27 protein-coding genes are annotated in these 23195 nt (G+C 51.4%); 18 read left to right on the forward strand and 9 right to left on the reverse strand.

Features of this window, described 5'->3' with window-relative positions; translation table 11 throughout:
• Window positions 1–177: 177 nt before the first annotated feature.
• Window positions 178–759, reverse strand: coding sequence for a hypothetical protein (locus AABC73_RS13345; RefSeq protein WP_341523984.1), 582 nt, complete (start codon window positions 757–759; stop codon window positions 178–180).
• Between the two features lie 4 nt (window positions 760–763).
• Here AABC73_RS13345 and AABC73_RS13350 point away from each other — a divergent pair, with 4 nt between their 5' ends.
• Window positions 764–1066 carry a hypothetical protein gene (locus AABC73_RS13350; RefSeq protein WP_341523985.1) on the forward strand — a complete coding sequence of 101 codons (303 nt, stop codon included), beginning with the start codon at window positions 764–766 and terminating at the stop codon, window positions 1064–1066.
• Between the two features lie 339 nt (window positions 1067–1405).
• Here the strand turns inward: AABC73_RS13350 and AABC73_RS13355 are convergent, their stop codons facing one another.
• The gene (locus AABC73_RS13355) at window positions 1406–1834 is read right to left on the reverse strand and encodes a hypothetical protein (RefSeq protein ID WP_341524237.1); all 429 of its coding nucleotides are present in this window, start codon (window positions 1832–1834) and stop codon (window positions 1406–1408) included.
• A gap of 118 nt (window positions 1835–1952) precedes the next feature.
• Between AABC73_RS13355 and AABC73_RS13360 the strand changes: the two genes are divergently transcribed.
• The 4 genes from AABC73_RS13360 to AABC73_RS13375 all read left to right on the forward strand — a co-directional run bounded on the left by AABC73_RS13360 (window position 1953) and on the right by AABC73_RS13375 (window position 6494).
• Window positions 1953–2171, forward strand: coding sequence for an MbcA/ParS/Xre antitoxin family protein (locus AABC73_RS13360; protein WP_055002584.1), 219 nt, complete (start codon window positions 1953–1955; stop codon window positions 2169–2171).
• A 524-nt stretch (window positions 2172–2695) separates the two neighbouring features.
• Entirely contained in the window at window positions 2696–3133 is a 438-nt protein-coding gene (locus AABC73_RS13365) for a pyrophosphatase (RefSeq protein ID WP_341523986.1), read from the forward strand.
• On the forward strand, window positions 3130–4293 hold the full coding sequence (locus AABC73_RS13370; RefSeq protein ID WP_341523987.1) for a hypothetical protein: 1164 nt from the start codon (window positions 3130–3132) through the stop codon (window positions 4291–4293). The genes AABC73_RS13365 and AABC73_RS13370 overlap by 4 nt, the downstream gene beginning before the upstream one ends.
• Window positions 4293–6494 carry a hypothetical protein gene (locus AABC73_RS13375; protein WP_341523989.1) on the forward strand — a complete coding sequence of 734 codons (2202 nt, stop codon included), beginning with the start codon at window positions 4293–4295 and terminating at the stop codon, window positions 6492–6494. Before AABC73_RS13370 ends, AABC73_RS13375 begins: the two co-directional genes overlap by 1 nt.
• A gap of 701 nt (window positions 6495–7195) precedes the next feature.
• Here AABC73_RS13375 and AABC73_RS13380 read toward each other — a convergent pair.
• From AABC73_RS13380 to AABC73_RS13390, 3 genes are read right to left on the reverse strand one after another with little or no spacing between them, the layout of a single operon-like run.
• Window positions 7196–8383 (reverse strand): hypothetical protein, encoded by a 1188-nt coding sequence (locus AABC73_RS13380; RefSeq protein WP_341523990.1) that lies wholly within the window; start codon window positions 8381–8383, stop codon window positions 7196–7198.
• Window positions 8380–9762: a hypothetical protein gene (locus AABC73_RS13385; protein WP_341523991.1), complete on the reverse strand. Its 1383-nt coding sequence runs from the start codon at window positions 9760–9762 to the stop codon at window positions 8380–8382. The genes AABC73_RS13380 and AABC73_RS13385 overlap by 4 nt, the downstream gene beginning before the upstream one ends.
• A 42-nt stretch (window positions 9763–9804) precedes the next feature.
• A complete protein-coding gene (locus AABC73_RS13390; RefSeq protein ID WP_341523992.1) occupies window positions 9805–11100 on the reverse strand; it encodes a site-specific integrase in 1296 nt (431 codons plus the stop codon).
• Between AABC73_RS13390 and AABC73_RS13395 the strand changes: the two genes are divergently transcribed.
• Both AABC73_RS13395 and AABC73_RS13400 read left to right on the forward strand, forming a co-directional pair.
• Window positions 11099–11389: a hypothetical protein gene (locus AABC73_RS13395; RefSeq protein ID WP_341523993.1), complete on the forward strand. Its 291-nt coding sequence runs from the start codon at window positions 11099–11101 to the stop codon at window positions 11387–11389. The two genes, AABC73_RS13390 and AABC73_RS13395, sit on opposite strands and share 2 nt — an antisense overlap.
• A 1268-nt stretch (window positions 11390–12657) precedes the next feature.
• On the forward strand, window positions 12658–12915 hold the full coding sequence (locus tag AABC73_RS13400) for a hypothetical protein (RefSeq protein WP_341523994.1): 258 nt from the start codon (window positions 12658–12660) through the stop codon (window positions 12913–12915).
• Window positions 12916–13230: 315 nt separating this feature from the next.
• On the opposite strand, the gene AABC73_RS13405 is transcribed toward AABC73_RS13400, so the two are convergent.
• Both AABC73_RS13405 and AABC73_RS13410 read right to left on the reverse strand, forming a co-directional pair.
• Window positions 13231–13479 (reverse strand): hypothetical protein, encoded by a 249-nt coding sequence (locus AABC73_RS13405; RefSeq protein ID WP_341523995.1) that lies wholly within the window; start codon window positions 13477–13479, stop codon window positions 13231–13233.
• Window positions 13480–13557: 78 nt separating this feature from the next.
• Complete coding sequence (locus tag AABC73_RS13410) at window positions 13558–13920, reverse strand: helix-turn-helix transcriptional regulator (protein WP_341523996.1); 363 nt, start codon at window positions 13918–13920, stop codon at window positions 13558–13560.
• A 128-nt stretch (window positions 13921–14048) separates the two neighbouring features.
• Between AABC73_RS13410 and AABC73_RS13415 the strand changes: the two genes are divergently transcribed.
• The 9 genes from AABC73_RS13415 (at window position 14049) to AABC73_RS13455 (ending at window position 20461) form a co-directional block, all read left to right on the forward strand.
• A complete protein-coding gene (locus AABC73_RS13415; RefSeq protein ID WP_341523997.1) occupies window positions 14049–15173 on the forward strand; it encodes a phage/plasmid replication protein in 1125 nt (374 codons plus the stop codon).
• Window positions 15170–15400 carry a hypothetical protein gene (locus tag AABC73_RS13420; protein WP_341523998.1) on the forward strand — a complete coding sequence of 77 codons (231 nt, stop codon included), beginning with the start codon at window positions 15170–15172 and terminating at the stop codon, window positions 15398–15400. Before AABC73_RS13415 ends, AABC73_RS13420 begins: the two co-directional genes overlap by 4 nt.
• A 342-nt stretch (window positions 15401–15742) precedes the next feature.
• The gene (locus AABC73_RS13425) at window positions 15743–16072 is read left to right on the forward strand and encodes a hypothetical protein (RefSeq protein WP_341523999.1); all 330 of its coding nucleotides are present in this window, start codon (window positions 15743–15745) and stop codon (window positions 16070–16072) included.
• Between the two features lie 4 nt (window positions 16073–16076).
• A complete protein-coding gene (locus AABC73_RS13430; RefSeq protein ID WP_341524000.1) occupies window positions 16077–16334 on the forward strand; it encodes a hypothetical protein in 258 nt (85 codons plus the stop codon).
• A gap of 1 nt (window position 16335) precedes the next feature.
• Window positions 16336–16578: a hypothetical protein gene (locus AABC73_RS13435; protein ID WP_341524001.1), complete on the forward strand. Its 243-nt coding sequence runs from the start codon at window positions 16336–16338 to the stop codon at window positions 16576–16578.
• 115 nt (window positions 16579–16693) lie between these two features.
• Window positions 16694–18178: a hypothetical protein gene (locus tag AABC73_RS13440; protein ID WP_341524002.1), complete on the forward strand. Its 1485-nt coding sequence runs from the start codon at window positions 16694–16696 to the stop codon at window positions 18176–18178.
• A 7-nt stretch (window positions 18179–18185) separates the two neighbouring features.
• A complete protein-coding gene (locus AABC73_RS13445) occupies window positions 18186–18539 on the forward strand; it encodes a DUF2523 family protein (protein ID WP_341524003.1) in 354 nt (117 codons plus the stop codon).
• Window positions 18540–18541: 2 nt separating this feature from the next.
• On the forward strand, window positions 18542–19873 hold the full coding sequence (locus AABC73_RS13450) for a zonular occludens toxin domain-containing protein (protein ID WP_341524004.1): 1332 nt from the start codon (window positions 18542–18544) through the stop codon (window positions 19871–19873).
• Between the two features lie 330 nt (window positions 19874–20203).
• Window positions 20204–20461, forward strand: a complete 258-nt coding sequence (locus AABC73_RS13455; protein WP_341523994.1) for a hypothetical protein — start codon at window positions 20204–20206, stop codon at window positions 20459–20461.
• A 315-nt stretch (window positions 20462–20776) separates the two neighbouring features.
• Here AABC73_RS13455 and AABC73_RS13460 read toward each other — a convergent pair whose 3' ends face one another.
• Complete coding sequence (locus tag AABC73_RS13460) at window positions 20777–21025, reverse strand: hypothetical protein (RefSeq protein ID WP_341523995.1); 249 nt, start codon at window positions 21023–21025, stop codon at window positions 20777–20779.
• Window positions 21026–21103: 78 nt separating this feature from the next.
• Complete coding sequence (locus AABC73_RS13465) at window positions 21104–21466, reverse strand: helix-turn-helix transcriptional regulator (protein ID WP_341523996.1); 363 nt, start codon at window positions 21464–21466, stop codon at window positions 21104–21106.
• Between the two features lie 128 nt (window positions 21467–21594).
• Here AABC73_RS13465 and AABC73_RS13470 point away from each other — a divergent pair, with 128 nt between their 5' ends.
• Together AABC73_RS13470 and AABC73_RS13475 are read left to right on the forward strand one after the other, a co-directional pair.
• Window positions 21595–22719: a phage/plasmid replication protein gene (locus tag AABC73_RS13470; RefSeq protein ID WP_341523997.1), complete on the forward strand. Its 1125-nt coding sequence runs from the start codon at window positions 21595–21597 to the stop codon at window positions 22717–22719.
• The gene (locus AABC73_RS13475) at window positions 22716–22946 is read left to right on the forward strand and encodes a hypothetical protein (RefSeq protein ID WP_341523998.1); all 231 of its coding nucleotides are present in this window, start codon (window positions 22716–22718) and stop codon (window positions 22944–22946) included. Before AABC73_RS13470 ends, AABC73_RS13475 begins: the two co-directional genes overlap by 4 nt.
• The last annotated feature ends 249 nt before the right edge of the window (window positions 22947–23195 follow it).

Consider the following 23195-nt stretch of genomic DNA (forward strand, 5'->3'; position numbering starts at 1 on the left):
CAGCCTGAGTGAAAATCCTTCCGGCGCTCGCGAGAGCTCAGAGCTGGAAAGGGAGTATCTATTGAGTTTTCCGCCGATAAGTACCGTTACTGGCGGGAAATTGCGCGTCTGCTGGAGCTGTTGTACGGGCCGGTGGCTAAACGCCAATTGGATCAACAGCCTCGCGGCTATGTGATGTCAAGCTGTCGTTCTGGCTCCGTGATCGGGCACCCGAAGCGTTGCGCAGCGGCGAAAATTTCGCGCAGAACGTTTCCGCGCTTTCGCATGTTGGGGCGTCGTCAGGAAATTCGCGATTGCCTCGCGAGACTCCTTAGGCGTCCTTCCCAGCAGCCTTGCTGCCAAAATCCACAGTTTTGGGCTGAACTCCAAGCCCAGGCCCAGGCCCAGCGCTCGCAATATCTCGTCCGCCCTATCTAGATTCGGAACGCCTGGGCCGTTCAGCCACCCATCGGGAAGGTTTCTGCAATTGTCGAGATCCATGTCGTTCGTGGCTGCACGGTACTCGCAGATCTTTGCGTAGTCCTTTGCACCCCAAGTACACAACGCTTTCACGAGGCAACCGAACGGGGCTGCGCCCATCAAGATTTTTTCCAGTGCAACGATCGGTAGAGCACAATGGATCATTCTCAAGGTAACACTCGCACCGAACGCAAAAATGGTCGGCCAAAGCAGGCTCATCATGTCACGCCGGTCAAGAAGGCCTGCTTCATGTTTCGGAATTAGTGCAGCGTAGTATTCAAGCCAACGGCGAAAGCTCAAAAAAATGATTCTTGAATTCATCCAGGGTGAAGAATGCTTCGCAAAGATGCTGGAGGCTGGCCTGGGCTTTTATAGCGAAAAGGCTGAGCTTCCGCCCATCTTCCAGCTTAAGCAATCCGCCCCCAACGACATCGATTTCGACTCCGACGATGCCATCGAAGACGACTTTGACTTCGATGACATGGATGAAGAGTACTTTGATTCCACCGACCAGGGCGATGAGGATGAGCCAGAGACGGGCGCGCGGCCAGCTGGCTCCCAAGACCTGTTTGCAGACGACGACTCCGATCTGGACGAAGTCTGGTAGGCAGGCTCGTCCCGTCGCCCCCCCACCCGGGCCGCCTCCGGGCGATTTTGAAAGTACATCGTAGGTACCGCTGGCGCCTTGACCTCAACATCCCACTGCTGGATCTAATAGCGTTCCCAAGCGTGGGCTGGCCTAGCAGATAGCAGCCCCGACCTAGCAACCGTCGTGTGCTTTGGGGGCTGCGCAGGAGTCGCAGGCTACCTGTCGTATTTGGAAGGCAATGGACAGTCGTAATTGACGTCAATCATGTCCAAGTTCTTCAGCTCGAAATTGGTCTAGCTTGTCCCATTCGATGTACTTACTGTGGGCTGTCCGTACAGGAACACGAATGCGGTCGGTTTAGGCTCCTGAGAGGCCTTTGAAAGCCTGGTTGCCATGAGGTTCTTGACCTGTAGCGGTCGACGAGCGCATCCGAGACGAGCTTGAGGTTGTTAGGCTTTCGGTTCCGCGCACCAAGCATTTCTTGAACTTGATCCGGTACGCATCGTCTTTTCTGGTGCGGTCAATGTACGCCCAGCCATAGTAGATGACGGGGTGGTCGGGGAGGTCGTTCAGATCCTGCTCCCAAACGCATTTGAAAATGCTGTCGTACGCTACGTCCTGGCCAGCGATGTTGAGGCGGCGAAACTCCAGGATGTTGTCAGATCGATAGCGAATGTACCGACTTACCACCGAACGGACGGAGTAGATGGGGCCAACGATCCCAGATTCACCGAGTTTGGTCGTGTAAGGCCTCGTGCTTTTAGCGCGCTTTTTCGCTACATGCACATCAGCGATGGCGCGTCGCAAATGTCAGCAGACGCTCGCCCAGCAATCGACCATAATCACGGCTCGACGCAGCCACATGCCCGGCGTGAGGCATAGCCAAAGCGGAGCCTGCTTTCACATGAGCACTTTGTCCCCTGATCAACACGAACGTTACCTAGAAGTGCTCGAAGCAGCTAAGAGCTTGTACAGCGGCGATCTTGATGCGGCGATGCGCTTGATGTCTCACCCACACAAAGCGTTTGATGGCAAAGCTCCTGCCAGCATGGTCGCAACCAGGCTGGAGACTGATACGGTGATTGAGCTCATCATGCGCTTAGAGCATGGGTTTGTCGCCTGAGTAACCTTGAGCAGGCCCCTTTTACCCGCAATGCTTTCGTGGCCCAGGGCTTGGCGCTCATCAAGGGTATAGACCAACGGTTAGACTGGATCCGCCACGCGATCGATAGGCCGGCCGTTCTCGATTACGGAGGAGGGTAACCGCTAGGTTTCCGTAAATGTCGCTCGATGGTTTTTTAACTGGCAACGCTGGATTTTGATGTATTTGGACGCACGCGCACGCTGTTTGTTTAAGGCTCGCCGCTGTTCGAGCTCTCCAGTATGCTTCTGGTACCTTGATTTCTTGACTGGCGTCCTGGGCTAATGGAGTAGTGATAGACAATGAGTTTTTCAATCGCACATGGATTGCCCAGACGCCAGCCCCCCAGCGTTACCTCGCGGCCTCAATGCCAGCCAGGCAGCCACGCGCCTGTCAAACCCACCATGTCCAGTCGTCGCGGCGCTTAAGCTTCCCCAATGATTTTTTGCGTCTTGCATCATGCAAAGCGGACTCACCACTTTTGACTTATCGAGAAGGAAACATTCATGAGTAAGCCTTTCAAAGACCGCATTCATGCCATGAATCAGATGTATAAGCTGCCGATAAACAGCGTTCCCACGCTTCTGGCCGATCCTGCGGACAAGCTCAGGAAGTTCAAGGTCACACTAATGGCTGAACTTCATGAGATCGATGAAATCGTCGAGAAGATCGAGAAAGGTGAAGCCGAGATCGATATCAAGGTTGCCATTGCCGACCTGCTGGGCGATGTGATGGTTTACTGCCGGTCTGAGGCCCTGAAATACGGGTTGCCATTGGAGGACGTCCTGAACGTCATCATGGACAGCAACGAAAGCAAACTGGGAGCAGATGGAAAGCCTATCTACGACGAGAACGGGAAGTTCCTCAAAGGCCCGAATTACTGGAAGCCAGAGCCTAAGATTAAAACCTTGCTTCTTAGAGCTGAGGATAAAGCGGACGTTTGATTGGAGACACAGGCTTGAAACCTATCAACCTTGGCAAGACGCGTACGCTCAAAGACATCGAAGCAGCCATTCGCAAGATCAGCGACAGCCAGGGTGAGAGGTTTCTCATTCAGGCAGACATGCTCAGTGCGCGGCATGGCGCCATGCATGATGCCGCACGCCTGCAACTGATCGTTACTCTGGCCCGGCAGCAGTTGCAGAGCGATTACCTGGATTTTAATCCGCAGGCCGATGCTAAAACGTTGCTGCGCAACCTCGCTAACTGTTCGCCAGGTATTGCGGCCTTGCGCCTTTCCAAGGGTGTCCGGCTGGGCGAGCAGACATTCAATCGCCGAGAGGTCTTTCAGGAGTCGGTCGAACGAATGCAGGCCATGGACGCCGGCAGGTACGAGGACGTCGTCAACGGCCGAGTCGTCGATCTGATCTGTGTTGCAGGATCTAAGGTTCAGCACCTGCGACCGCTTTTTAGCGCGGAAGACAAGGTGAAGCCTGCGTCCGAAATGACCACTGAGATGCGCAGACTCATTGACTTCGTCAACAAGCAGAGCGGGCGCACCAGTGTCCCGGATTCTCTCCTCGAAAGCTTAGGCCTGCTCTGCTCTGAGCTTGTATCCAACACCCAGGAACACGCGACTTCAGACCACTTGGGCCATGCGTATGTCGCCCATGTTGAAGGCGTCATGGTCGGATGGAAGCGACTGGAGGACGAGATTTTTGCTGAAGATTTTGACGGTAGTGAGGACTTGCGCCGTTACTGGCAGCGAGAGTCGTCCACCACCGAAAACAACAAGACCAGCCTGCGCGCATTGCACATCAGCTTCTTCGACTCAGGCCCCGGATTTGCCTCCAGGTTTAGCGGCAGAGCGGTGCATGAGATGTCGCTCCAGGAAGAGCGAGACTACCTGCTCAAATGCCTGCAGCCACGCCAGTCCAGCAAGACTCTGGACGCTGCGGGCATCGGCCTACCGGCCATCCTGAACGAGCTTCGCAAGGTGGGCGGGTTGATCCGGATCCGCTCCGGTCGGCTGTGCATCTACAACCAGTTCGAAGAGAACGATCAGCACCGTCACCCTGACGATTTCAGAGATTGGGACACCACCGACTTGGCGCCCGTTGCAGGGGCTGTTGTCACCATCATGATTCCATTGAGGGGCATGTAATGGAGCGTTTCTATCAATGGATGTCTGCTGTAAGCGACTCCTATGGCAGTCATGAAGCGTTGGTCGTCTGCTACAACAATTCCGAGCTATCGGTTCAGCATGTCTTCACTGATATCGAGGCAGCGCTGAAGGCCCAACGGCATCTACCTGACTGCGTCTACATCCTGGGGACGTCTGATCAGTTATCTGTGTTCAAGAGCGGTTGGGCTGACGACCAAGACCGCCTGGCCAACCTCCTGAAGCGTGGCGAGAAAAACTCGCGTGTCTGTGTCCATGAATACGTGTTCCTGGAGTGGAATGGTGCGAGCTTCATCCCTCATGTGCTGGGCGGCAATGAGCTTGTCTACCGTCATGATCCGAGCGCTCTCTTGAGGGATGGCTTGAGCACGCTGATCGAGAAGAACAACGTCATTCATTCAGCGCCGTCCGCGCATTCCTTCAAGCACCCCTCCGGCACGCTCAACAATGTGTTCATCCAAACCAGGGAACTGGCGAGCGATGAGGCCGAGGTGTGTGTGGTGGGGTATGCGATTGCACTCGAGTACGTTGCCAGGCTGCGCCAGGCTGACAAGGTGTACATTGACACCATGGGCATCTACGCATTCGTGAAAAATGCGCTCGCTCGCTTGGACAGCAAGGCCGAAGTCATGAGCTTCCACTCCTACGAGCGGCTCAAGACCATCTACCCGCCGGCTGGTGAGTATTTCTGCGTGGTATCAGCCTCCACATCTGGCGGTATGGCCAAGCAGATGGGTGAGCAGGGCTTCGCAGAGGAGTGCGTTGCCACACTGATCGATCGCACGGCGGATGACCGATACGGGGGTGTGCTGGTCGCCCTGGATGACATTGACTACCCACTGCCGGTCAAGGCGGAGGAAGGCTACACGCTGATTGAGATCATAGGGGAGAACTTCTCGGCGAAATCCAAGCCACCCAAGTCGATCACGATATCCTTGAAGCATGACCCGAAGCGGCTGGCCAAATTCCACAAGTACTTCGGTATGGGAGGAATTGATGGATTCAACAAGTCTAGCAAGCCTCGCAAGCTGTTGACGCTCAATCCTGATCTGTTACTGGCGGACGCTGCCTTCAGAAAATGGCTTGCCGCTGAAATCGACTGGTCGGTCTCCATGGCGACAAACCTGATCGTCTACGCCGACGATGACGGGTCGAAGAAACTCGGCGAGGTGGCCCATGAGATGCTCAGCGAGAAATGGGGCGCGACCAAGTCAATCCGATGCGTGCCTTACAGCGAGCTTGATCAAGTCGATTTCAAAACCGTCTCCGGGGTGCTGGTCGCGACAGTGGTTGCGCGCGATGGCGGCATCCTGAGAGAGATTAGTCGTGATCTTCGGGCCTACATGGAAGCGACCGTGCCGCGCAGGTTCCTTGCACCGATCGGGATTCCACAGAGCGCGAGAGCCTGGACACTTCTCAAAACTTTCTTGATGAAGAACCCCACGCCCCGGGAGTATGGCCTCTCTAACTGGCTGTGCCTGCCTATCGGAGATGACGGGAAAGAGAACGCCTGGAGTCGGTTGACCAAGGTTGCCTCTGCCGGGCAGGTCGATGACGTCGGCTTCATGCCCGCAGTCGCGGACAAGGTTCGTCATCAGGCTCTTGATGAGGCCGCTGAGCTGGTTATGGCGCACAAGCACAGCTTCCTGCCAAAACATGACGGCAGCGCGCTCGCCTTATCCGATGGCTTTCTGTTCTTCGACGCCTCAAGCAATGTGGGCCAGGACTGTCCGAACGTACCGCAAAGTACGGTGTTCTTTACGATTGCTGCAGTCCTGCAGTTCGCTCGGGAACACGAAGATCATGATCTGCGGCTGCAGCCGACGGGGTATGAGTCCGTGGTGTTATCACCGGAGTGCTTCCTTCGGTTTAACGACAACGTCCTACAGGCGTCATTCCTCCGGGCGTGTCTCCCTTCAGAGCTTGACTACTCAGCAAGCCCGGAGCTGAGCAAGCTGATGAAGGAGTTCATCGCCAAGGTATTTGCCCGCTGGGAGCGGACTTACGGCGATGCCGCCCTGGAGTTTGCCGCTGCACTGGCTACCGGTACGCTAAAGCTCACGCAGGAAGACGCCCGGGCACTGCTCGAGGAGGCTATCGAAAACCGTAAGGACAAGGCCTCCAGCCTATTGGGGTTGCTGCTGCTCACCCAACGCGCGCTGTTCCCTGCCTCTGAAGGATAGAAAAGAGGTTGTAAACCAATTTTCGATGCTGTTAACCGCAGTGGTTTACTGTGCAAAAAGTTGGTTTACAGGTATCTGTGTGGGGCGCCAGTGACCGGAGTCATCCCTGAAAACTAACGGTTACCTTAGTTTTCGCGGACTATAGCTATTTCGGATCCGAATCCGGACTGAGGTAACCCAAGCGGTGGCGTTTTCCGTTGCGAGACCTGAAAGAGCAAGGCTAGCGGACGGAGAGCGAGAGGCCACGTTCGTCCAAGAAGGGGTGAACGGATGAAGAATCCCTCAGCAAGGCTCTGTATACGCCAGCTAACCTTGCCTTCGGACGGCAATCGTTGTTCGGCCCATACCGCCGCCGGGCGCACACCATAGGTCGGAGGCGTGCTTTATGTAGTCTTGCAACCGCCAATGGCAACCGCAAAATTTATGCGAAACCTATGCTGAGATCACGGTGCCCAGAAACGGCGTGGCCCTTGATGATGGGGTTTCGACGGTGGCTTATCCGGATGCTAAGTATCCTTTTGAGAAAGGGCCCCATCAGCCAGAAGGGCAGCGATTATTATCGGATATCTGCTCTGGGACGCGTCGTGCTGTCAGGGCAGAGGAAGCCCAATTGGTGCCTTCCTCAAGAAGGTGGGCTCGGAAATGGGAGGCATGATCATAGTAAGCCAATGTCGTAACAATCCTGAATCACCCGGGGTTTGCTACGCCGATCTGCTAGAGATTTGGAGCGGCGTATGATTTGTGCCCACATTGATTGACGTCTGTCGCACCCATTTTATGGATCCGAATTTAATCTTTTGAATATCTTCTTCAGAGCACCCGTCGTCTGCCATAGCAACAGCTGCTTCTGCGAGAACCATCTGGAACAGGAGATTTACATGTCTGCGACTCAAGCCTGGCCGACCAGCGTTAGTAGAAAAAAGAGGGGTCGAATCGCGAGCTAGAGGAATCAAATGAGTGCCAACATGACGGCGATAGCGCGCCAGATGAATTGTTCGGTAATCCTCCGGAACCTGAACTGTAATTAAACCTTTACCGCCGACGCCCAAGTTGAGATACATGCGATCATCATCATCATAGAAAAAATCTGACATCCTTAATGTCCCACTGTACTTGTCAAAGTCTCCAGGTTTGAGAAGCAGGTGAAAGGCAGACATCACGACGAAGCGCGTGCGCTCATGCGAGCTGTCCTTGGCGATCAAATCGTCCATGGCTTTTGTGATGTAGAGCCACTCACTTGGAGAAAATACACCTAGGGGGCCATCAGCTGCCGGAGTCTGGACATACTGCCCACTTCGGTCAATTTCTTGCATAGGGTTGATGGACATCAAGTCTTCGCCACCAAGGAACAAAAAAAATGAACGGCAAACCGAGGCCAGTTGTGGGAGTGACGTTTTATTGTGGACGCGCAGATCAGCTAGGGGGGCGGTATCTCCCGATGATGAGCAATCATCTGCAGAGGCCGCGACGAACGGACGCCAATCAGAATTGATGATATAGGCAGTTATAGAGCCACGCTTGCGGCCATTGGTGCGAGTGAACCGTTGATGAGAGTAGGCGCTAACCCAATGTGTGGGTGGATCATTACAGAACTCAAAGAACTCATAGACATCATTGGCGTCAAGCAGGTTAATGGGCTTCGCTGCGATGTAGATTGACCAACTGAGCAACTTCTCAATCTGGGTACGATAAACGTTATAAGAACCGTTGTTACGAAAGTTGGACAAAAAGAGCCGCACCACTTTGTAGGACTTGCGAGCATCTGTTGCAGCATCCTGAGCCAACAAAAAAGCACGTACCTGTGATTGTTCGTTCTCAAGGGTGTCCAGATTCAGTTTGTTGAACCTGGACTGCGTTTCAAAAAAAGGGATTGGCGAGACGTTCATCATATGCCTTGATTCCTGTTGACGAGTTTGTCATACACGACTCTCATACCTATTTGTTTTGTTGATTCGATCGCTTGTCGATCTTGTTGCTTGGTGTAAGGGGAAGCGGTGTGATCAGATGCGCTTGCTGGATGCAGATAGCTGATTATCCGGCCTTTGTAGTATCTTTCTTCGGTCGCTCCGACATCCGCAATACGCAGATCCCTGTTGAGATGCAGGGCAGTCATTGAGGCGGCTTTCAGGGTGGCAGAGGTATGGCGGAGCCACTTTATGGATCCGGCTACAAGCCTACTTACCTGGTCTTCGGGCCGCCCGTCCTCCACCATGATGCTTGCTGCCACATCAAGAACCTCCTGAAACAGCACATTTACATACCTGGCGGCAAGACCTGCGCGCCCGCGATGACTAGCGAACAATGGTGTAGGGTCACGGGAGAGTGGCTGTGAGTCCTCCCCCAGATAACGCCGGTAGCGCGGTAAGTGAATGCTTAGATACTCATCGTCCACGCTGATTATTTGCCGTTCATCGCGTGACGCGCCTAGAGGGAGCCAAGCTGCACCATCGACGTCAGAGAAGAAGTCGCTCATTTTAAGTGTGCGGCTGCAGCTGGCGAAATCACTGGCCCGCAGGTGCAAGTGATAGATGGACATGACGATGAACCGCGTGCGCTCATGGCTGCGATCCTGAGTGACCAATCGATCGAGTGCTCGGTTGAGATAACCCCACTCAGAAGCAGAGAACACGGTCTGGCGCTTGTAATCATCACGCGGCCTAACATACCGCTCGCTCCGGTTGATTTCGCGCATCGGGTTCTCGCGGATCAAATCCTCTGTCGCTAAAAACAAAAAGAATGACCGGCATGTCATGGCCAGCAAGCTAACTGAGACCGCAGCGTATTGGTGTCCTTTGGATTCGCACTCGGGTAAGCCATCAGTCGACAGATTTTGCACCGCGAGGTTGGAGACGAAAGGGCGCCAGTGGCTGTTGATGACATAGGTCGTCTGAGAATGACGTTTTCGGTCATTTGCCTTCATAAAACGTTTTTCTGGCCTCAAGCTGATCCACGCTTGGGGCGGACTGCTGCAGAACTCGAAAAACTCCTCAAGGTCGTCTGGGCATAGCGCGGTGAGCGGTTTGCGAGCGATACAAATCGACCAGCTCAAAAGCTTCTCAATGTTGTTTCGCTGGGCCTGATACGACGCTAATTTGACGTATCTCGACAAAAACAGGCGCACTGCTAGATAGCTTTGGATCGCGCCCGTCCCATCGTTATGAGTCGCCAAAAAAGCACGGATATCGGACAGCTCGACGTCCAGCGCTTGTAGATTTAGTTTCTTGAAGCGCTCATGCGCCTCAAAAAGAGGAATCGGCAGAACAGTCATGCTTCACCTGCGAATTTCCGAAAGGGTTTGCCAGGCTGTACCTCAGCCACGGTCTTTCATGCCCAGCCGCTTTAATGAATAGGCGCGCTTCTCATCGTGGGTGTTGTAGTAGACGTCCTGTGTTGTGGCGAGGCTGCTGTGACGCATGTCTGTTTGCAGATCCTTTGCCTCCCGCAGTGGTGCATCGAAAGTGGCCGAGGTATGGCGCAGCCAGTGCGCAGAGGCCAATCGCAGGTTGTCTACGTCGATATCATCCCACTGCTCGTCAATCATCCTTGCCAGCGCGCGGTCGAATACCTGCTGCATCAGGGCTCGGACATAGCGATCGGACAGGCCCGGCCGGCCTTGAAAGGAGGCAAGGAGCGGGGTGGTTTCGCCAGGTGAGGGGAGTGGGGGCAGATTCAGGTACCCGCGGTATCGAACAAGGTAGCTGAGGTAATCATCCCGAACGCCTATTTTGGCTGATTTGTTGCCCTTGCCCACAACGTGAAGCCACCAATTTCCATGACCATCCTGGCGAAAATCCCCCATGCAGGGCTTCCAGTTTGAACGTCCGACCAAATCGGATATCCGCAAATACATAGAGAACAGGGTAGCTGTGATGAATAGCGTGCGCTCATGACGCTCTGGCTCCTCGACGGCCATCGCCTCAGCCGTCTCTAGGACATAATCCCATTGCAGTGGTGTCAGGGCTCGGTTGGTAGAGTCTGTCGCCAGGCGTTGGCGATAGGATGATTTTTGCCTGATAGCCCGAAACGGATTGAGCGCATTCATTCCCTCGACAATCGCGAATTCAAAGAAGCTGCTGCACACAGAAAACGTGGAGGCCACGGTAGCTTGCGACATGGCGAATTTTGGCTCGGGTGGTTCAACCCCGGTTTCATCGGCGATCTTGCGTTGGCGCTTAGGTGTTGAGGTACAGAACGGTCGCCAGTTCGGATTGACTTTTTGGCTGGAGATCGACTCGGCAGTCTGGGCCGATGCCATGAATCGTCCTCGAACAACCGGGCCGATCCATCCCGAAGGTGGATTGAGGCAAAATTCCATGTAGGCTTCGGCGTCAACACGCTGTAGCTCCAAAAGTGGCCGCCGACGGACGATCAGGCTCCACAGCAGCAGCCGCTCGATATTTGTCCGGTAGGAATTGAAGGTCGTTTCGTTGCCGGCATACGACTTAAGAAAGCTTCGCACCGCCTGGTAACCTTCGAGTGCATTTAGACCAGGATGAAAACCCGCCAGGTACTCGACGACCAAAGGATTCTCGGCGCTGAGCCCGTTGAAATTGAGCGCGAGAAAATTAGGGTAGGTATCGAACAACGGTTGCGGTTGGATTGCCATGAAAGATCTACCCGGAGATGAATTCGATCAGCCCAAATTTGATGATTTTAAGACTTCCGAGAATGGGAATTATCGGAAGTGCTGGGGCTGTAGGCCTATACGCCTGGGCCGTTCTGACGTTCTCTTTATGTCTGACGTTCTCTTTATTGAGGCTCGCCGCATTGGTTTTTCTCCTGGCGTTAGGCTCTTCGCGTTTGGTATTTTGGGTTTTGGGTTTTGCTCTTTCCATTTGTCATCGGCTGTCATCGGTGCTGGAGTCATTTCGAAGCTTCCCTTCTATAAAGAGTAATGGGTACTTCGTCAGGTCAAAGTCTTTCATTTTTTTAAGAGAGGGTCTGACATAGCTAAAGCTTCGAAGAAGCTTTATTGAAAGCGGTCGACCTGTCAAGCACTTCCCAGATGTTTCTCTGACTCTTTTTTAGACTGGGCTGTAGCAAGTAACGATTAATCAATATATTGACAGCGAGTTCCTAGTCGGAGGATATATCATTTTTTTGTGAACCCCTCAGGTAGCATGGGTAGAATCGCTGGAGGCACCATGCTACGGGGCTTAGCTTGATTTTTATCGTATGTAGAAAACCATAATATCTGCACGAAACTCTCATTTATAATCGATGTTGCTATGAGGAACTCTCGTTTTATTCGGAATAAACAGCCGCAACGCCAGCGATTACAAGCAGCGCGTCAATGGTTCTCTCGTTAATTACTGATATTGAAGAAAGCGGGAGCTCTCACAATTTAAGGACAGTGCATTTAGCATGTTATTGCTGAGTTCGAATCGCCCTTGATTTTTGGGCTTGTCGGGCTATATGAGGTAGGCGCCTCGTAGAGTTAGAGTTCGAGAATGTGTCATTGATCGTTGAAGGTTTGTATGGAAAGTCGCATCGATGGTTGAACAAAAAGGCGGGAGGGCTTGGTTCTCTTGGGCTGACAACCAGAAATGAGCGTACGGTGGCGTTTGATGCTGGCCGGGGATTCTCTCATCCACGAATGAACAGCGATTTTGCACCGCAACGCTACGTTCCTTAGATCACCTGAACGGGCTCAGGCTCTCGTCTTGGGCTGACGTTCCACCACGATCAAGCACCAAACCAGTGCGGCTCACAGTGGAAATTACGTAAAAGTAGCGCAAAGCCCTGACTTTGCTGCTCTCATTGATTCCTGCATTTCGCTCTCACAATTTGAGGGCGGTCACAGCTGACGGCTTCGACAGGCAACTGACCCATATAACTAAACTAAATAACCGTTTAGTCGAGTTAGGTAATTTGGTTATGAAAAGGAGCGTATCACCACCCCCGAGGTAAATCCAAGGGTACGCATAATTTCTGTGACGTTATGGTATTCACCGCCCGAATGGGCAGAGTCGGGCATCGGGAAAATCGCCCCGCGCCCGGTGCCCGATTTACCCATAACGTCCATTATGCGTGCCGGTACCATTTCATACGACCTGGTGCGATTTCCGGCGACGATTATGGTACTAAAAGCTTGCTCTATCTATCAGCTTTGGTACCATTGTCTCGCCCAGGTACTTCACCTGGTTAACGGGAGTGGTACCAAATGCTCGTAAAAATCCTCGATGCCGATGATGATTTCGTTGAAACGCTGAAACGCCAGACCAGCACGAATACAGCTTCAAAGGCCTATGCTCACGCGGCTTTCCAGTTTCAGTTGTTGCGAGGTCGTATTGTCGATCTTGAGTATCACGTTGAGTCTCTGCAGAACGAACTGGATGACGCCAATTCTGTACTTGAAGGTGCTCGTGCTGCCGCGTTGCTGGTCGTCGAGAAGACTTCGCAAGCTCGCCTCAAGATCTAACCGGTACCTTTTCTTCCTGCAGCAATGTTGCCCAGGGCGAAGTTCTGGTACCAGTTGCTGCCATACCTCGACCTGCCCGCAGGGCATTAGGCGCTTCGCAGATCCGCAGTCAGGCTAATCAACCTCCGCGCCGATACCCGGCAACGCCGGCCGTTCTCCCGCCCAACAAAAAACCCCCAGCGATCAACTGATCACTGAGGGTTTCTGTCGCGTTCAAATCATCTTCAAGCGCCGTGATGGCACTTCGCGCCCTGATCCTCTGCTTTTCCAATCCCGGGCCGTCATTGGCCTTATGCGGTCCCGTGACGTCCAGCTCTATCGCCCGTCAGGTCCCGGCAGGTCCAATTTTCTAGCACCTTGGATTGGTACGCCGATCAACCGTCTTTCGGTGTCGTCAATGGCCGTTGCCCTTACGTAGCAAGCCCCTGATGCCTTTACACCGTGTAGCCGCTGCACCATCAAAAGCTTTGTCATGGTGCTGCTGCACTTTGCTTCTGTGGCCGCTGGGAAGGCCATTTCAGGCTTTCCCTCGATCATCATCAAAAACACCCATGTTTCCAGCATTCCGCCTCCTGCGATTTTGAGTCGAGCGGGTGGGGGTGCTGTAACACCCCCACTTTGGTATGGAATCCCATACTTTTCCTACTTCAGAGTCTCTTGTTCGAAGCTCTGTAAAACCCCTCTTAAAACTATCCTTGCCATGGATTTCATCTCATCCGGCAGCATGTCGAATCGCTGAAATAGAGCCCTCAGTTCTTCCGATACATGCCTTTCCGATTCGTCCATGACCAGCTGATCTGCTGAAATCCCTAAGGCTCTCGCAAGGGCTCCGATCCGGTCCCCAGGTGGCGGTTGTGATCCGCTCTCATATTTTTTATATGTTGATATCGGAATCCCTGCACTTACAGCCACTTGCGCCTGAGTCAAGCCCTTGTCCTCTCTGGCTTTGCTGAGATTTTCGCCAATATTCATCATTTCGCTGCTCTGAGGTGCGTTATCGTCCACAGATGCTATTTCCTGTATAAAAAACCATAGATCGGATTTGGAACCTAAACAGACCATATTAGGGTTGACTGGTTCGACCCATATCCTATACCTTTGCGTCTCGGATGTGGGTCTTGACAGGAATTCTGATGTTTTACGATTGGGTTAAGGCGTTTCAGGATTACCCGTACGATCTGCCCAAGGTCGCGGACATTATCATTCGCCGTCACGACGCTGAGACCGAACAGCTTTTAAGCCAGACTGCACCTCCTTTTTTGGCTGAGGGTAGCTACTGCACAAGCTTTCGAATTCAGGTTTCAGGTCGTCGGATCACTGTCGACGGCAACCCCTCCAGAATTAACCGGCTGGACAACGTTTTTGGCTTGCAATCGCTCGATGATTGCATGCGTGTTGTCAACTCTGTTCTCGCTGAGTATGACCTACCGCCGATGACTCGCTGTCGCGATATTCAGCGCTTGCAGGACGGTGGTGTTGTCGCTGATGGAGCTGTCTTTCTTCGTCTCGATCTGACTTCGAATTTTTACGTAGGGCAGGGCAACGAACGCGCATTTCTGCGTGGTATTTCCAGCCAGCGTTATCGGAACTCCATTGCTTACCTGTATCCGGACGGCAACACCTGCGTTTGGACTCCGAAAGGTGGAGAGAAGGCCGGTCGGTTGGTTTATCCGGGCAACTACAACAAAGCTGCTGAACTTAATGCTCACCTTCTTCCGCAGATGAAGCGGACCTACGGTGAGGACTCAGATGAATACAAATATGTTCGCCAGCTTCGCGACTGGTGCGTTTCTGTTGGCATGGTTCGATCAGAGATGAAATGCAGAAGTGAATTTTTAAAACGTGAAGGTCTTAATTTCTGGGGCCTATTTCAAGAAGACGAATTGGTAAAACTCCACAGGGGGTTTCTCATGACTGGCGAACGTTTACAGGTCAATAGTTTTGACACATTCAGCGTTGCTGAACAGCTTATAGCTGAAGGTATTTGTGACAATACTAAAGCAGCCATGACAACAGCGGGTTATGTTCATCTGTGGATGCATAATCATTCATTCAATTTTGACAAGTCGTCTGTAAAAACCCATCGGGCTCGACTTCGCGCTATTGGTATTGATATCAAGCTTCCTTATGACGGTACTCGTCATGGTGCAGTATTTATTCGTAACGTACGTGAAATCGTCCGTACATTTGAAACTCAGTTGCCAACGTTTTACCGTTCCGCTGTTGTTCCTCGTCACTTGCAATTGGTGGCCGCATGAAAACAGTTAGCTTTCAAGGCCTCAGCCTTTCTGCTGCTCAGCGTCGTCAAGTCGAACTGCGTTCACGTATGCGTCCTGTAGATACGTCTGTTCTTCGCGCTCAGGTAGAAGAAACCTTAGCTGCTGTAAAGCTCAGGAAAGAGCAGGGCGTTAAACCAGACCAGCAGTATTTTCATGTATCCAATGATGCTGGTACGCCTTCAGTCGCTGAATGGATGGGTTACTGATGGCTGGCTTTATGCGGTTCGCATCCACGTTAATTGATTTGTTTGTTATTTTCATTATTTGTCTTTCGGCTTCGTCTTTGGTTTTTTATGTCTGGGGTGTTTGATGGATCGTATTCAATATCAAATGCTTCGTTACTCAGTGGAGAATGAGATTGCTGATTATGACTCTGGGCGTTCTGACCCTAACGCTCTCGCTAATTCGCTTATGCGTTTGTTTCTACAGGCTCAGTCATCTGAGCAAGTCAGGAACCAACATGCAAAACGTAAACTACTAACTTTCAGGCGTCGTCCTGATGTAATTGTGCCCGGCTGGGCATTTCACCCAACTGGAAGGAACTCATAATGCTTATTCTTAAAGGTCACGTCATTGGTGTTGCTGCAAAGGGCACACCTGAAAAGCCTTGGCATCTTGTGGCTATTCAGGCCCAATCTATCAACCGTAACGGCTTCATCGAAACGACCCTTTTTGAACTCGGCGTTTTCGGTGAGGCTGCTAAAAATGGTCTTCAGAATTCGTATCGCGAACTTCAAGGTTCTGAGGTTTATGCGCCTGTTACTGTAAATTACAACGAAAAATATAAAGAGTTGAGCTACCAGCTTGCTGGTATTCCTCTTCGCGTTGCTGAGCAGCGCCCAGTTCAGTCCGCTCCTACAAAAGCTGTAGGAGGCTGAATAAGTGCCGTCTCAGTCTGTTTTAACTTGCACTCAATTTTCAACCTCAGCCGAGGGTGTTATTTCGTGTTCGTCTCAGGCTTGGACGGAAACTTATGTTGTTACGCCTGACCAGCAAGCTCAATTGGAACTTGTTATCACAGGTGGTTTTGATGGCGATACATTTATGCAGTTCTTTATGGGAACGATAATGTTATTCGTCGTTGGTTTTACGGTCGGTATTATTATTTCTCAGTTGCGCAAAATGCGCAGAGGTGTTTGACATGAAACAAGTACTCGCTAAGTTCCAGTCCCTTCCTACTTTTCGTCCGTTTGCCGCTGGCATTGCTGGTATTGGTTCTTTTGTTGCTGCCGGCACCAGTTTTGCTGCAGGAATTGCGGACGGTGCCACCGCTTCCATTGCTGAAGCTCAGTCCAGCGGTGAAACAGTCGGTGCTGCTGTTGTCGCCTGTGTGGCTGCGCTCTGCGTCGTCGGTGTGATCATCGCACTCGTTCGTAAAGTCTGATTCCAGGTGATCTGGTCCGCGCTGGCTGGCATCATCATGGCCAGCGCACTGGTTTCAGGTATCCGGTGCGCTGAATATCTCTAACTTCAGCCCCCGGTTTCTGCGGGGGTTTTTTATGCGCGCTTTTTTACTTTCTGTCCTTATTTTATTGCCAGCGTTTTTCTCTTTTGCGTTCGCTGTCGATTTTTATTACACGTCTAGTGGGGCAACCAAGTATGCCGACGCTACAGCTGCTTGCCTTGGTTATATCCCCGATGGTTACCCGGGCTCTTCTGATTACTCAATTACTAGTATTGCTGCGTTTGTAGGTACTTCCCAGCCTACTAGGGCAAGTTGTAGCTTTTCGTTTCTTCAGAAGAACGGTTCTAAATCTAATTCTAGCGCTACGATCTTTCGCTATGGCACCAGCTGTCCTGCTGGTAGCGCTTTAAGTCCTACAACCGGACAGTGTTTGAGTACGGCTAAGGACGGTGAGAAATGTGCCGATCAAACCGGCTCTAAAGGTCCGGGCGACCCGATGATTTTCGATGGAAAGCAGGGAAAATGCGTTCTCTTCAGCGAATCCAGCGAAGAGCCAACTTGCAAATATATGGCTAGCCAAGGCGGTTCTGGCACGGCCTATCAAATTGCAGGCACTTGGGACGGTGGTGTTCCTTCGGCCCCACCTAGCTTTGCTCAGAGCGGTACGAGTTGTGAGGTTTCTGTTGTCTCAAGTAGCGACTGTGTTTCCGATGTCAAAGGCAACGTTTTATGCAATGTGATTGGAAAGCTTACTGGTAACGTCAACAATCAAACGAACGTAATCGATGCTAAAGACGCGGCTTGTGACGGCGGTGTTTGTACGCCGGTGAAAGAAGAAACTTCTGTTACTGATAAGCCGTGTGTTTACTCTGGCTCTGGTGATTCTGTTTCCTGTACTTCTGAAACTGAGACTCAGAAAGATGGAAAACAAAGTTGCGGTACGGTCAATGGCGTTCGGACTTGTGTATTTTCTCAGCCTTCAAGTAATGGCATTAAGATAGATACCAATGTTAAAACCACTACTAACACTGACGGTAGTAAAACCAGTGTCAAGACGGACAATGCTACCAAAACCACCTGTACTGGTATTAACAAGTGTTCAACTACGTCTTCTTCAACCACAACTACTACTAAAACCAATGGCGCTGGTCAAACCACGTCTACTGATACCAAATGTACGGGTACCTGTGGAAGTTCGGGCACTGGTATTCAGCCCGGCAGCGGTTCCGGTTCTGGTAATGGCTCGGGTGACGGTGAAGAAGACGGCTCTGGCGACGGTGCTGGTTTAACCGATCCTGAAAATGGTTCCTTCGATGGCCAGGGTGATGAATGGGATCAAAAAATTGCTGACTCCAAAACTGAACTTAAGGACTCACTCGCAAAATTGAAAGAAGCCTTCAGTCCTGTAGGAGACATAACATTAGGAGGAGGAGGGCAGTTGTATTGTCCGCCTGCTGTTACTGTGCTGGGTCACTCTATTGACTTCTGCCTTGATAAGTATGCCGGTTCCTTGTCTTGGATTGCGTCGGCCATCTTTGCACTCTGTGCGATGGTCTCCTTAATGATCGTGTTCGCCTGAGGTTGATATGGACTTTGTTATTTCGTGGATGGGTAGTGTTACTGATTTCTTCCAAGCGGCTTGGGACTTCATGGACAGCGGTATTTATACCTTTGTTAAAGATCTTCTTGTCATTCTTACAAAGGCGCTGATTTACTCCTTTTTGCAATTTAAGATACTTATGCTGGATGTGGGTTACGAGGTTGTTCAGGAAATATTGCAGGAGAGCGGTGTTACTGAATTGGTTAAATCTGCATGGGCATCGATTCCCGGCAACATTCAATCCATGTTGGCTTTCTTTAAAATCCCTCAGGGTTTAACTCTTATATTTTCTGCCATCCCCACACGTTGGGCTATGAAATTTATTCCCGGAGTCAGTTGATTATGGCGATTAAAATTCATCATGGCCCTAATGGGTCTTATAAGACTTCCGGTGCTGTTTGGGACGATGCTGTCCCTGCTGCAAAAGAAGGTCGACTGATTATTACCAATGTTCGAGGGATGTCCCGTGAGCGTTTCGAAGCTTTGTTTGATGATCTTCCTGACTCTTTTGATGTTGAGTTTATTAGCCACGAATCCACAGAGGGAATGGAGCGCATTAGAACTTGGTTTCAATGGGCTCCGCGAAACGCCTTTCTGATATTCGATGAAGCGCAGGTTATTTTTCCCAGCAAATGGTCGGATAAATACGTCGAGCGCTTCGATTTCCCCGGTGGTCCTGACAAGGCGAAGGCCTTGGACAAGCCTACCGATTGGCTTTCTGCGTGGACCATGCACCGGCATTTCAACTGGGACATCATTTTGACGATGCCCAATATCAAGTACTTACATACTGATATTCGTCATACTTCCGAAGCGGCTTATCAGCATTCAAATCTGGCTCTGCTAGGCAAGTACATGAAGAAGCTTGTTGGCAAGGACTATAAAGAGTCCATGCACAGCGCTCAGGAGAACAGAGCGCCTACTGATGGCACAAATATCGTTCAACTGCGCAAAATTAATGAACAGGTGTTTAAACTTTATGACTCAACAGCTACCGGAGCCCACCGAGACACTATGGCTGGCAAAAACGCCCTCACGTCTCCGCGCGTTTTTATGCTCCTCGGAGTACTGGTTCTTATTGTTGGGTTTGTGTTCTGGCGCAATGGTGGTAATCCGTTTCACAATCCGCTCTCTATACAAGGCGCTAAAACCAGTACTCCGGTTGCTCAAGATACTTTGCCTCAAAGTCCTGTCAAAGTTGTTCACGTGGCTCCTGATAGCGTACCTGATCAGCAGAATTTGCCGCCTCCTAGCGTGACTTCTGATCCGTTTGCAGCTTTCAACATCGCTATTAAAGGCAGTATCAGTACTGAATCCCAGGGCACATTATTTGCGTTCCAGCTGAGCAAAGATGATCGATCGTTTATGCATACGTCCCGTGAAATGATTGCCTCCGGCTATGGCATCATTTCCCGCGGCCCGTGTGTGGCCGAGCTGACGTTTCCTGGCGGTAGTCGCGTCGTTCTTTGTTCTGGTTCTTCAACTGCCAACGGCGGCGGTGAGCGGCTCGGTGCAGAGCGAGCCGCCGTCGTTGGCCAGCCTCGTTTTGTTGCTTCCCAAGCTCCGCAGCCATCAGATACGGCGAACAGAGCCACGCATCAGGGCGCATCATTTACCGTGGTTGCTGATTCGAGCCGGACACCTCGAACGCTGACGGCTTCGACAGGCAACTGACCCATATAACTGAACTAAATAACCGTTTAGTCGAGCTAGATCATTTGGTTATTATAGAAAACGTAAGTCATTGATATTCCTAAGGGTACGCATAATTTCTGTGACGTTATGGTATTCACCGCCCGAATGGGCAGAGTCGGGCATCGGGAAAATCGCCCCGCGCCCGGTGCCCGATTTACCCATAACGTCCATTATGCGTGCCGGTACCATTTCATACGACCTGGTGCGATTTCCGGCGACGATTATGGTACTAAAAGCTTGCTCTATCTATCAGCTTTGGTACCATTGTCTCGCCCAGGTACTTCACCTGGTTAACGGGAGTGGTACCAAATGCTCGTAAAAATCCTCGATGCCGATGATGATTTCGTTGAAACGCTGAAACGCCAGACCAGCACGAATACAGCTTCAAAGGCCTATGCTCACGCGGCTTTCCAGTTTCAGTTGTTGCGAGGTCGTATTGTCGATCTTGAGTATCACGTTGAGTCTCTGCAGAACGAACTGGATGACGCCAATTCTGTACTTGAAGGTGCTCGTGCTGCCGCGTTGCTGGTCGTCGAGAAGACTTCGCAAGCTCGCCTCAAGATCTAACCGGTACCTTTTCTTCCTGCAGCAATGTTGCCCAGGGCGAAGTTCTGGTACCAGTTGCTGCCATACCTCGACCTGCCCGCAGGGCATTAGGCGCTTCGCAGATCCGCAGTCAGGCTAATCAACCTCCGCGCCGATACCCGGCAACGCCGGCCGTTCTCCCGCCCAACAAAAAACCCCCAGCGATCAACTGATCACTGAGGGTTTCTGTCGCGTTCAAATCATCTTCAAGCGCCGTGATGGCACTTCGCGCCCTGATCCTCTGCTTTTCCAATCCCGGGCCGTCATTGGCCTTATGCGGTCCCGTGACGTCCAGCTCTATCGCCCGTCAGGTCCCGGCAGGTCCAATTTTCTAGCACCTTGGATTGGTACGCCGATCAACCGTCTTTCGGTGTCGTCAATGGCCGTTGCCCTTACGTAGCAAGCCCCTGATGCCTTTACACCGTGTAGCCGCTGCACCATCAAAAGCTTTGTCATGGTGCTGCTGCACTTTGCTTCTGTGGCCGCTGGGAAGGCCATTTCAGGCTTTCCCTCGATCATCATCAAAAACACCCATGTTTCCAGCATTCCGCCTCCTGCGATTTTGAGTCGAGCGGGTGGGGGTGCTGTAACACCCCCACTTTGGTATGGAATCCCATACTTTTCCTACTTCAGAGTCTCTTGTTCGAAGCTCTGTAAAACCCCTCTTAAAACTATCCTTGCCATGGATTTCATCTCATCCGGCAGCATGTCGAATCGCTGAAATAGAGCCCTCAGTTCTTCCGATACATGCCTTTCCGATTCGTCCATGACCAGCTGATCTGCTGAAATCCCTAAGGCTCTCGCAAGGGCTCCGATCCGGTCCCCAGGTGGCGGTTGTGATCCGCTCTCATATTTTTTATATGTTGATATCGGAATCCCTGCACTTACAGCCACTTGCGCCTGAGTCAAGCCCTTGTCCTCTCTGGCTTTGCTGAGATTTTCGCCAATATTCATCATTTCGCTGCTCTGAGGTGCGTTATCGTCCACAGATGCTATTTCCTGTATAAAAAACCATAGATCGGATTTGGAACCTAAACAGACCATATTAGGGTTGACTGGTTCGACCCATATCCTATACCTTTGCGTCTCGGATGTGGGTCTTGACAGGAATTCTGATGTTTTACGATTGGGTTAAGGCGTTTCAGGATTACCCGTACGATCTGCCCAAGGTCGCGGACATTATCATTCGCCGTCACGACGCTGAGACCGAACAGCTTTTAAGCCAGACTGCACCTCCTTTTTTGGCTGAGGGTAGCTACTGCACAAGCTTTCGAATTCAGGTTTCAGGTCGTCGGATCACTGTCGACGGCAACCCCTCCAGAATTAACCGGCTGGACAACGTTTTTGGCTTGCAATCGCTCGATGATTGCATGCGTGTTGTCAACTCTGTTCTCGCTGAGTATGACCTACCGCCGATGACTCGCTGTCGCGATATTCAGCGCTTGCAGGACGGTGGTGTTGTCGCTGATGGAGCTGTCTTTCTTCGTCTCGATCTGACTTCGAATTTTTACGTAGGGCAGGGCAACGAACGCGCATTTCTGCGTGGTATTTCCAGCCAGCGTTATCGGAACTCCATTGCTTACCTGTATCCGGACGGCAACACCTGCGTTTGGACTCCGAAAGGTGGAGAGAAGGCCGGTCGGTTGGTTTATCCGGGCAACTACAACAAAGCTGCTGAACTTAATGCTCACCTTCTTCCGCAGATGAAGCGGACCTACGGTGAGGACTCAGATGAATACAAATATGTTCGCCAGCTTCGCGACTGGTGCGTTTCTGTTGGCATGGTTCGATCAGAGATGAAATGCAGAAGTGAATTTTTAAAACGTGAAGGTCTTAATTTCTGGGGCCTATTTCAAGAAGACGAATTGGTAAAACTCCACAGGGGGTTTCTCATGACTGGCGAACGTTTACAGGTCAATAGTTTTGACACATTCAGCGTTGCTGAACAGCTTATAGCTGAAGGTATTTGTGACAATACTAAAGCAGCCATGACAACAGCGGGTTATGTTCATCTGTGGATGCATAATCATTCATTCAATTTTGACAAGTCGTCTGTAAAAACCCATCGGGCTCGACTTCGCGCTATTGGTATTGATATCAAGCTTCCTTATGACGGTACTCGTCATGGTGCAGTATTTATTCGTAACGTACGTGAAATCGTCCGTACATTTGAAACTCAGTTGCCAACGTTTTACCGTTCCGCTGTTGTTCCTCGTCACTTGCAATTGGTGGCCGCATGAAAACAGTTAGCTTTCAAGGCCTCAGCCTTTCTGCTGCTCAGCGTCGTCAAGTCGAACTGCGTTCACGTATGCGTCCTGTAGATACGTCTGTTCTTCGCGCTCAGGTAGAAGAAACCTTAGCTGCTGTAAAGCTCAGGAAAGAGCAGGGCGTTAAACCAGACCAGCAGTATTTTCATGTATCCAATGATGCTGGTACGCCTTCAGTCGCTGAATGGATGGGTTACTGATGGCTGGCTTTATGCGGTTCGCATCCACGTTAATTGATTTGTTTGTTATTTTCATTATTTGTCTTTCGGCTTCGTCTTTGGTTTTTTATGTCTGGGGTGTTTGATGGATCGTATTCAATATCAAATGCTTCGTTACTCAGTGGAGAATGAGATTGCTGATTATGACTCTGGGCGTTCTGACCCTAACGCTCTCGCTAATTCGCTTATGCGTTTGTTTCTACAGGCTCAGTCATCTGAGCAAGTCAGGAA

Source organism: Pseudomonas sp. G.S.17 (assembly GCF_038096165.1).
GTDB lineage: Bacteria > Pseudomonadota > Gammaproteobacteria > Pseudomonadales > Pseudomonadaceae > Aquipseudomonas.

Bases quoted from the DNA above. Each gene is read 5' to 3' on its own strand.
- AABC73_RS13350 (WP_341523985.1), top strand. From the start codon at position 764: ATGATTCTTGAATTCATCCAGGGTGAAGAATGCTTCGCAAAGATGCTG.
- AABC73_RS13360 (WP_055002584.1), top strand. From the start codon at position 1,953: ATGAGCACTTTGTCCCCTGATCAACACGAACGTTACCTAGAAGTGCTC.
- AABC73_RS13365 (WP_341523986.1), top strand. From the start codon at position 2,696: ATGAGTAAGCCTTTCAAAGACCGCATTCATGCCATGAATCAGATGTAT.
- AABC73_RS13375 (WP_341523989.1), top strand. From the start codon at position 4,293: ATGGAGCGTTTCTATCAATGGATGTCTGCTGTAAGCGACTCCTATGGC.
- AABC73_RS13380 (WP_341523990.1), bottom strand. From the start codon at position 8,383: ATGATGAACGTCTCGCCAATCCCTTTTTTTGAAACGCAGTCCAGGTTC.
- AABC73_RS13385 (WP_341523991.1), bottom strand. From the start codon at position 9,762: ATGACTGTTCTGCCGATTCCTCTTTTTGAGGCGCATGAGCGCTTCAAG.
- AABC73_RS13395 (WP_341523993.1), top strand. From the start codon at position 11,099: ATGAAAGATCTACCCGGAGATGAATTCGATCAGCCCAAATTTGATGAT.
- AABC73_RS13390 (WP_341523992.1), bottom strand. From the start codon at position 11,100: ATGGCAATCCAACCGCAACCGTTGTTCGATACCTACCCTAATTTTCTC.
- AABC73_RS13400 (WP_341523994.1), top strand. From the start codon at position 12,658: ATGCTCGTAAAAATCCTCGATGCCGATGATGATTTCGTTGAAACGCTG.
- AABC73_RS13405 (WP_341523995.1), bottom strand. From the start codon at position 13,479: ATGCTGGAAACATGGGTGTTTTTGATGATGATCGAGGGAAAGCCTGAA.
- AABC73_RS13415 (WP_341523997.1), top strand. From the start codon at position 14,049: ATGTTTTACGATTGGGTTAAGGCGTTTCAGGATTACCCGTACGATCTG.
- AABC73_RS13420 (WP_341523998.1), top strand. From the start codon at position 15,170: ATGAAAACAGTTAGCTTTCAAGGCCTCAGCCTTTCTGCTGCTCAGCGT.
- AABC73_RS13425 (WP_341523999.1), top strand. From the start codon at position 15,743: ATGCTTATTCTTAAAGGTCACGTCATTGGTGTTGCTGCAAAGGGCACA.
- AABC73_RS13435 (WP_341524001.1), top strand. From the start codon at position 16,336: ATGAAACAAGTACTCGCTAAGTTCCAGTCCCTTCCTACTTTTCGTCCG.
- AABC73_RS13440 (WP_341524002.1), top strand. From the start codon at position 16,694: ATGCGCGCTTTTTTACTTTCTGTCCTTATTTTATTGCCAGCGTTTTTC.
- AABC73_RS13445 (WP_341524003.1), top strand. From the start codon at position 18,186: ATGGACTTTGTTATTTCGTGGATGGGTAGTGTTACTGATTTCTTCCAA.
- AABC73_RS13450 (WP_341524004.1), top strand. From the start codon at position 18,542: ATGGCGATTAAAATTCATCATGGCCCTAATGGGTCTTATAAGACTTCC.
- AABC73_RS13455 (WP_341523994.1), top strand. From the start codon at position 20,204: ATGCTCGTAAAAATCCTCGATGCCGATGATGATTTCGTTGAAACGCTG.
- AABC73_RS13460 (WP_341523995.1), bottom strand. From the start codon at position 21,025: ATGCTGGAAACATGGGTGTTTTTGATGATGATCGAGGGAAAGCCTGAA.
- AABC73_RS13470 (WP_341523997.1), top strand. From the start codon at position 21,595: ATGTTTTACGATTGGGTTAAGGCGTTTCAGGATTACCCGTACGATCTG.
- AABC73_RS13475 (WP_341523998.1), top strand. From the start codon at position 22,716: ATGAAAACAGTTAGCTTTCAAGGCCTCAGCCTTTCTGCTGCTCAGCGT.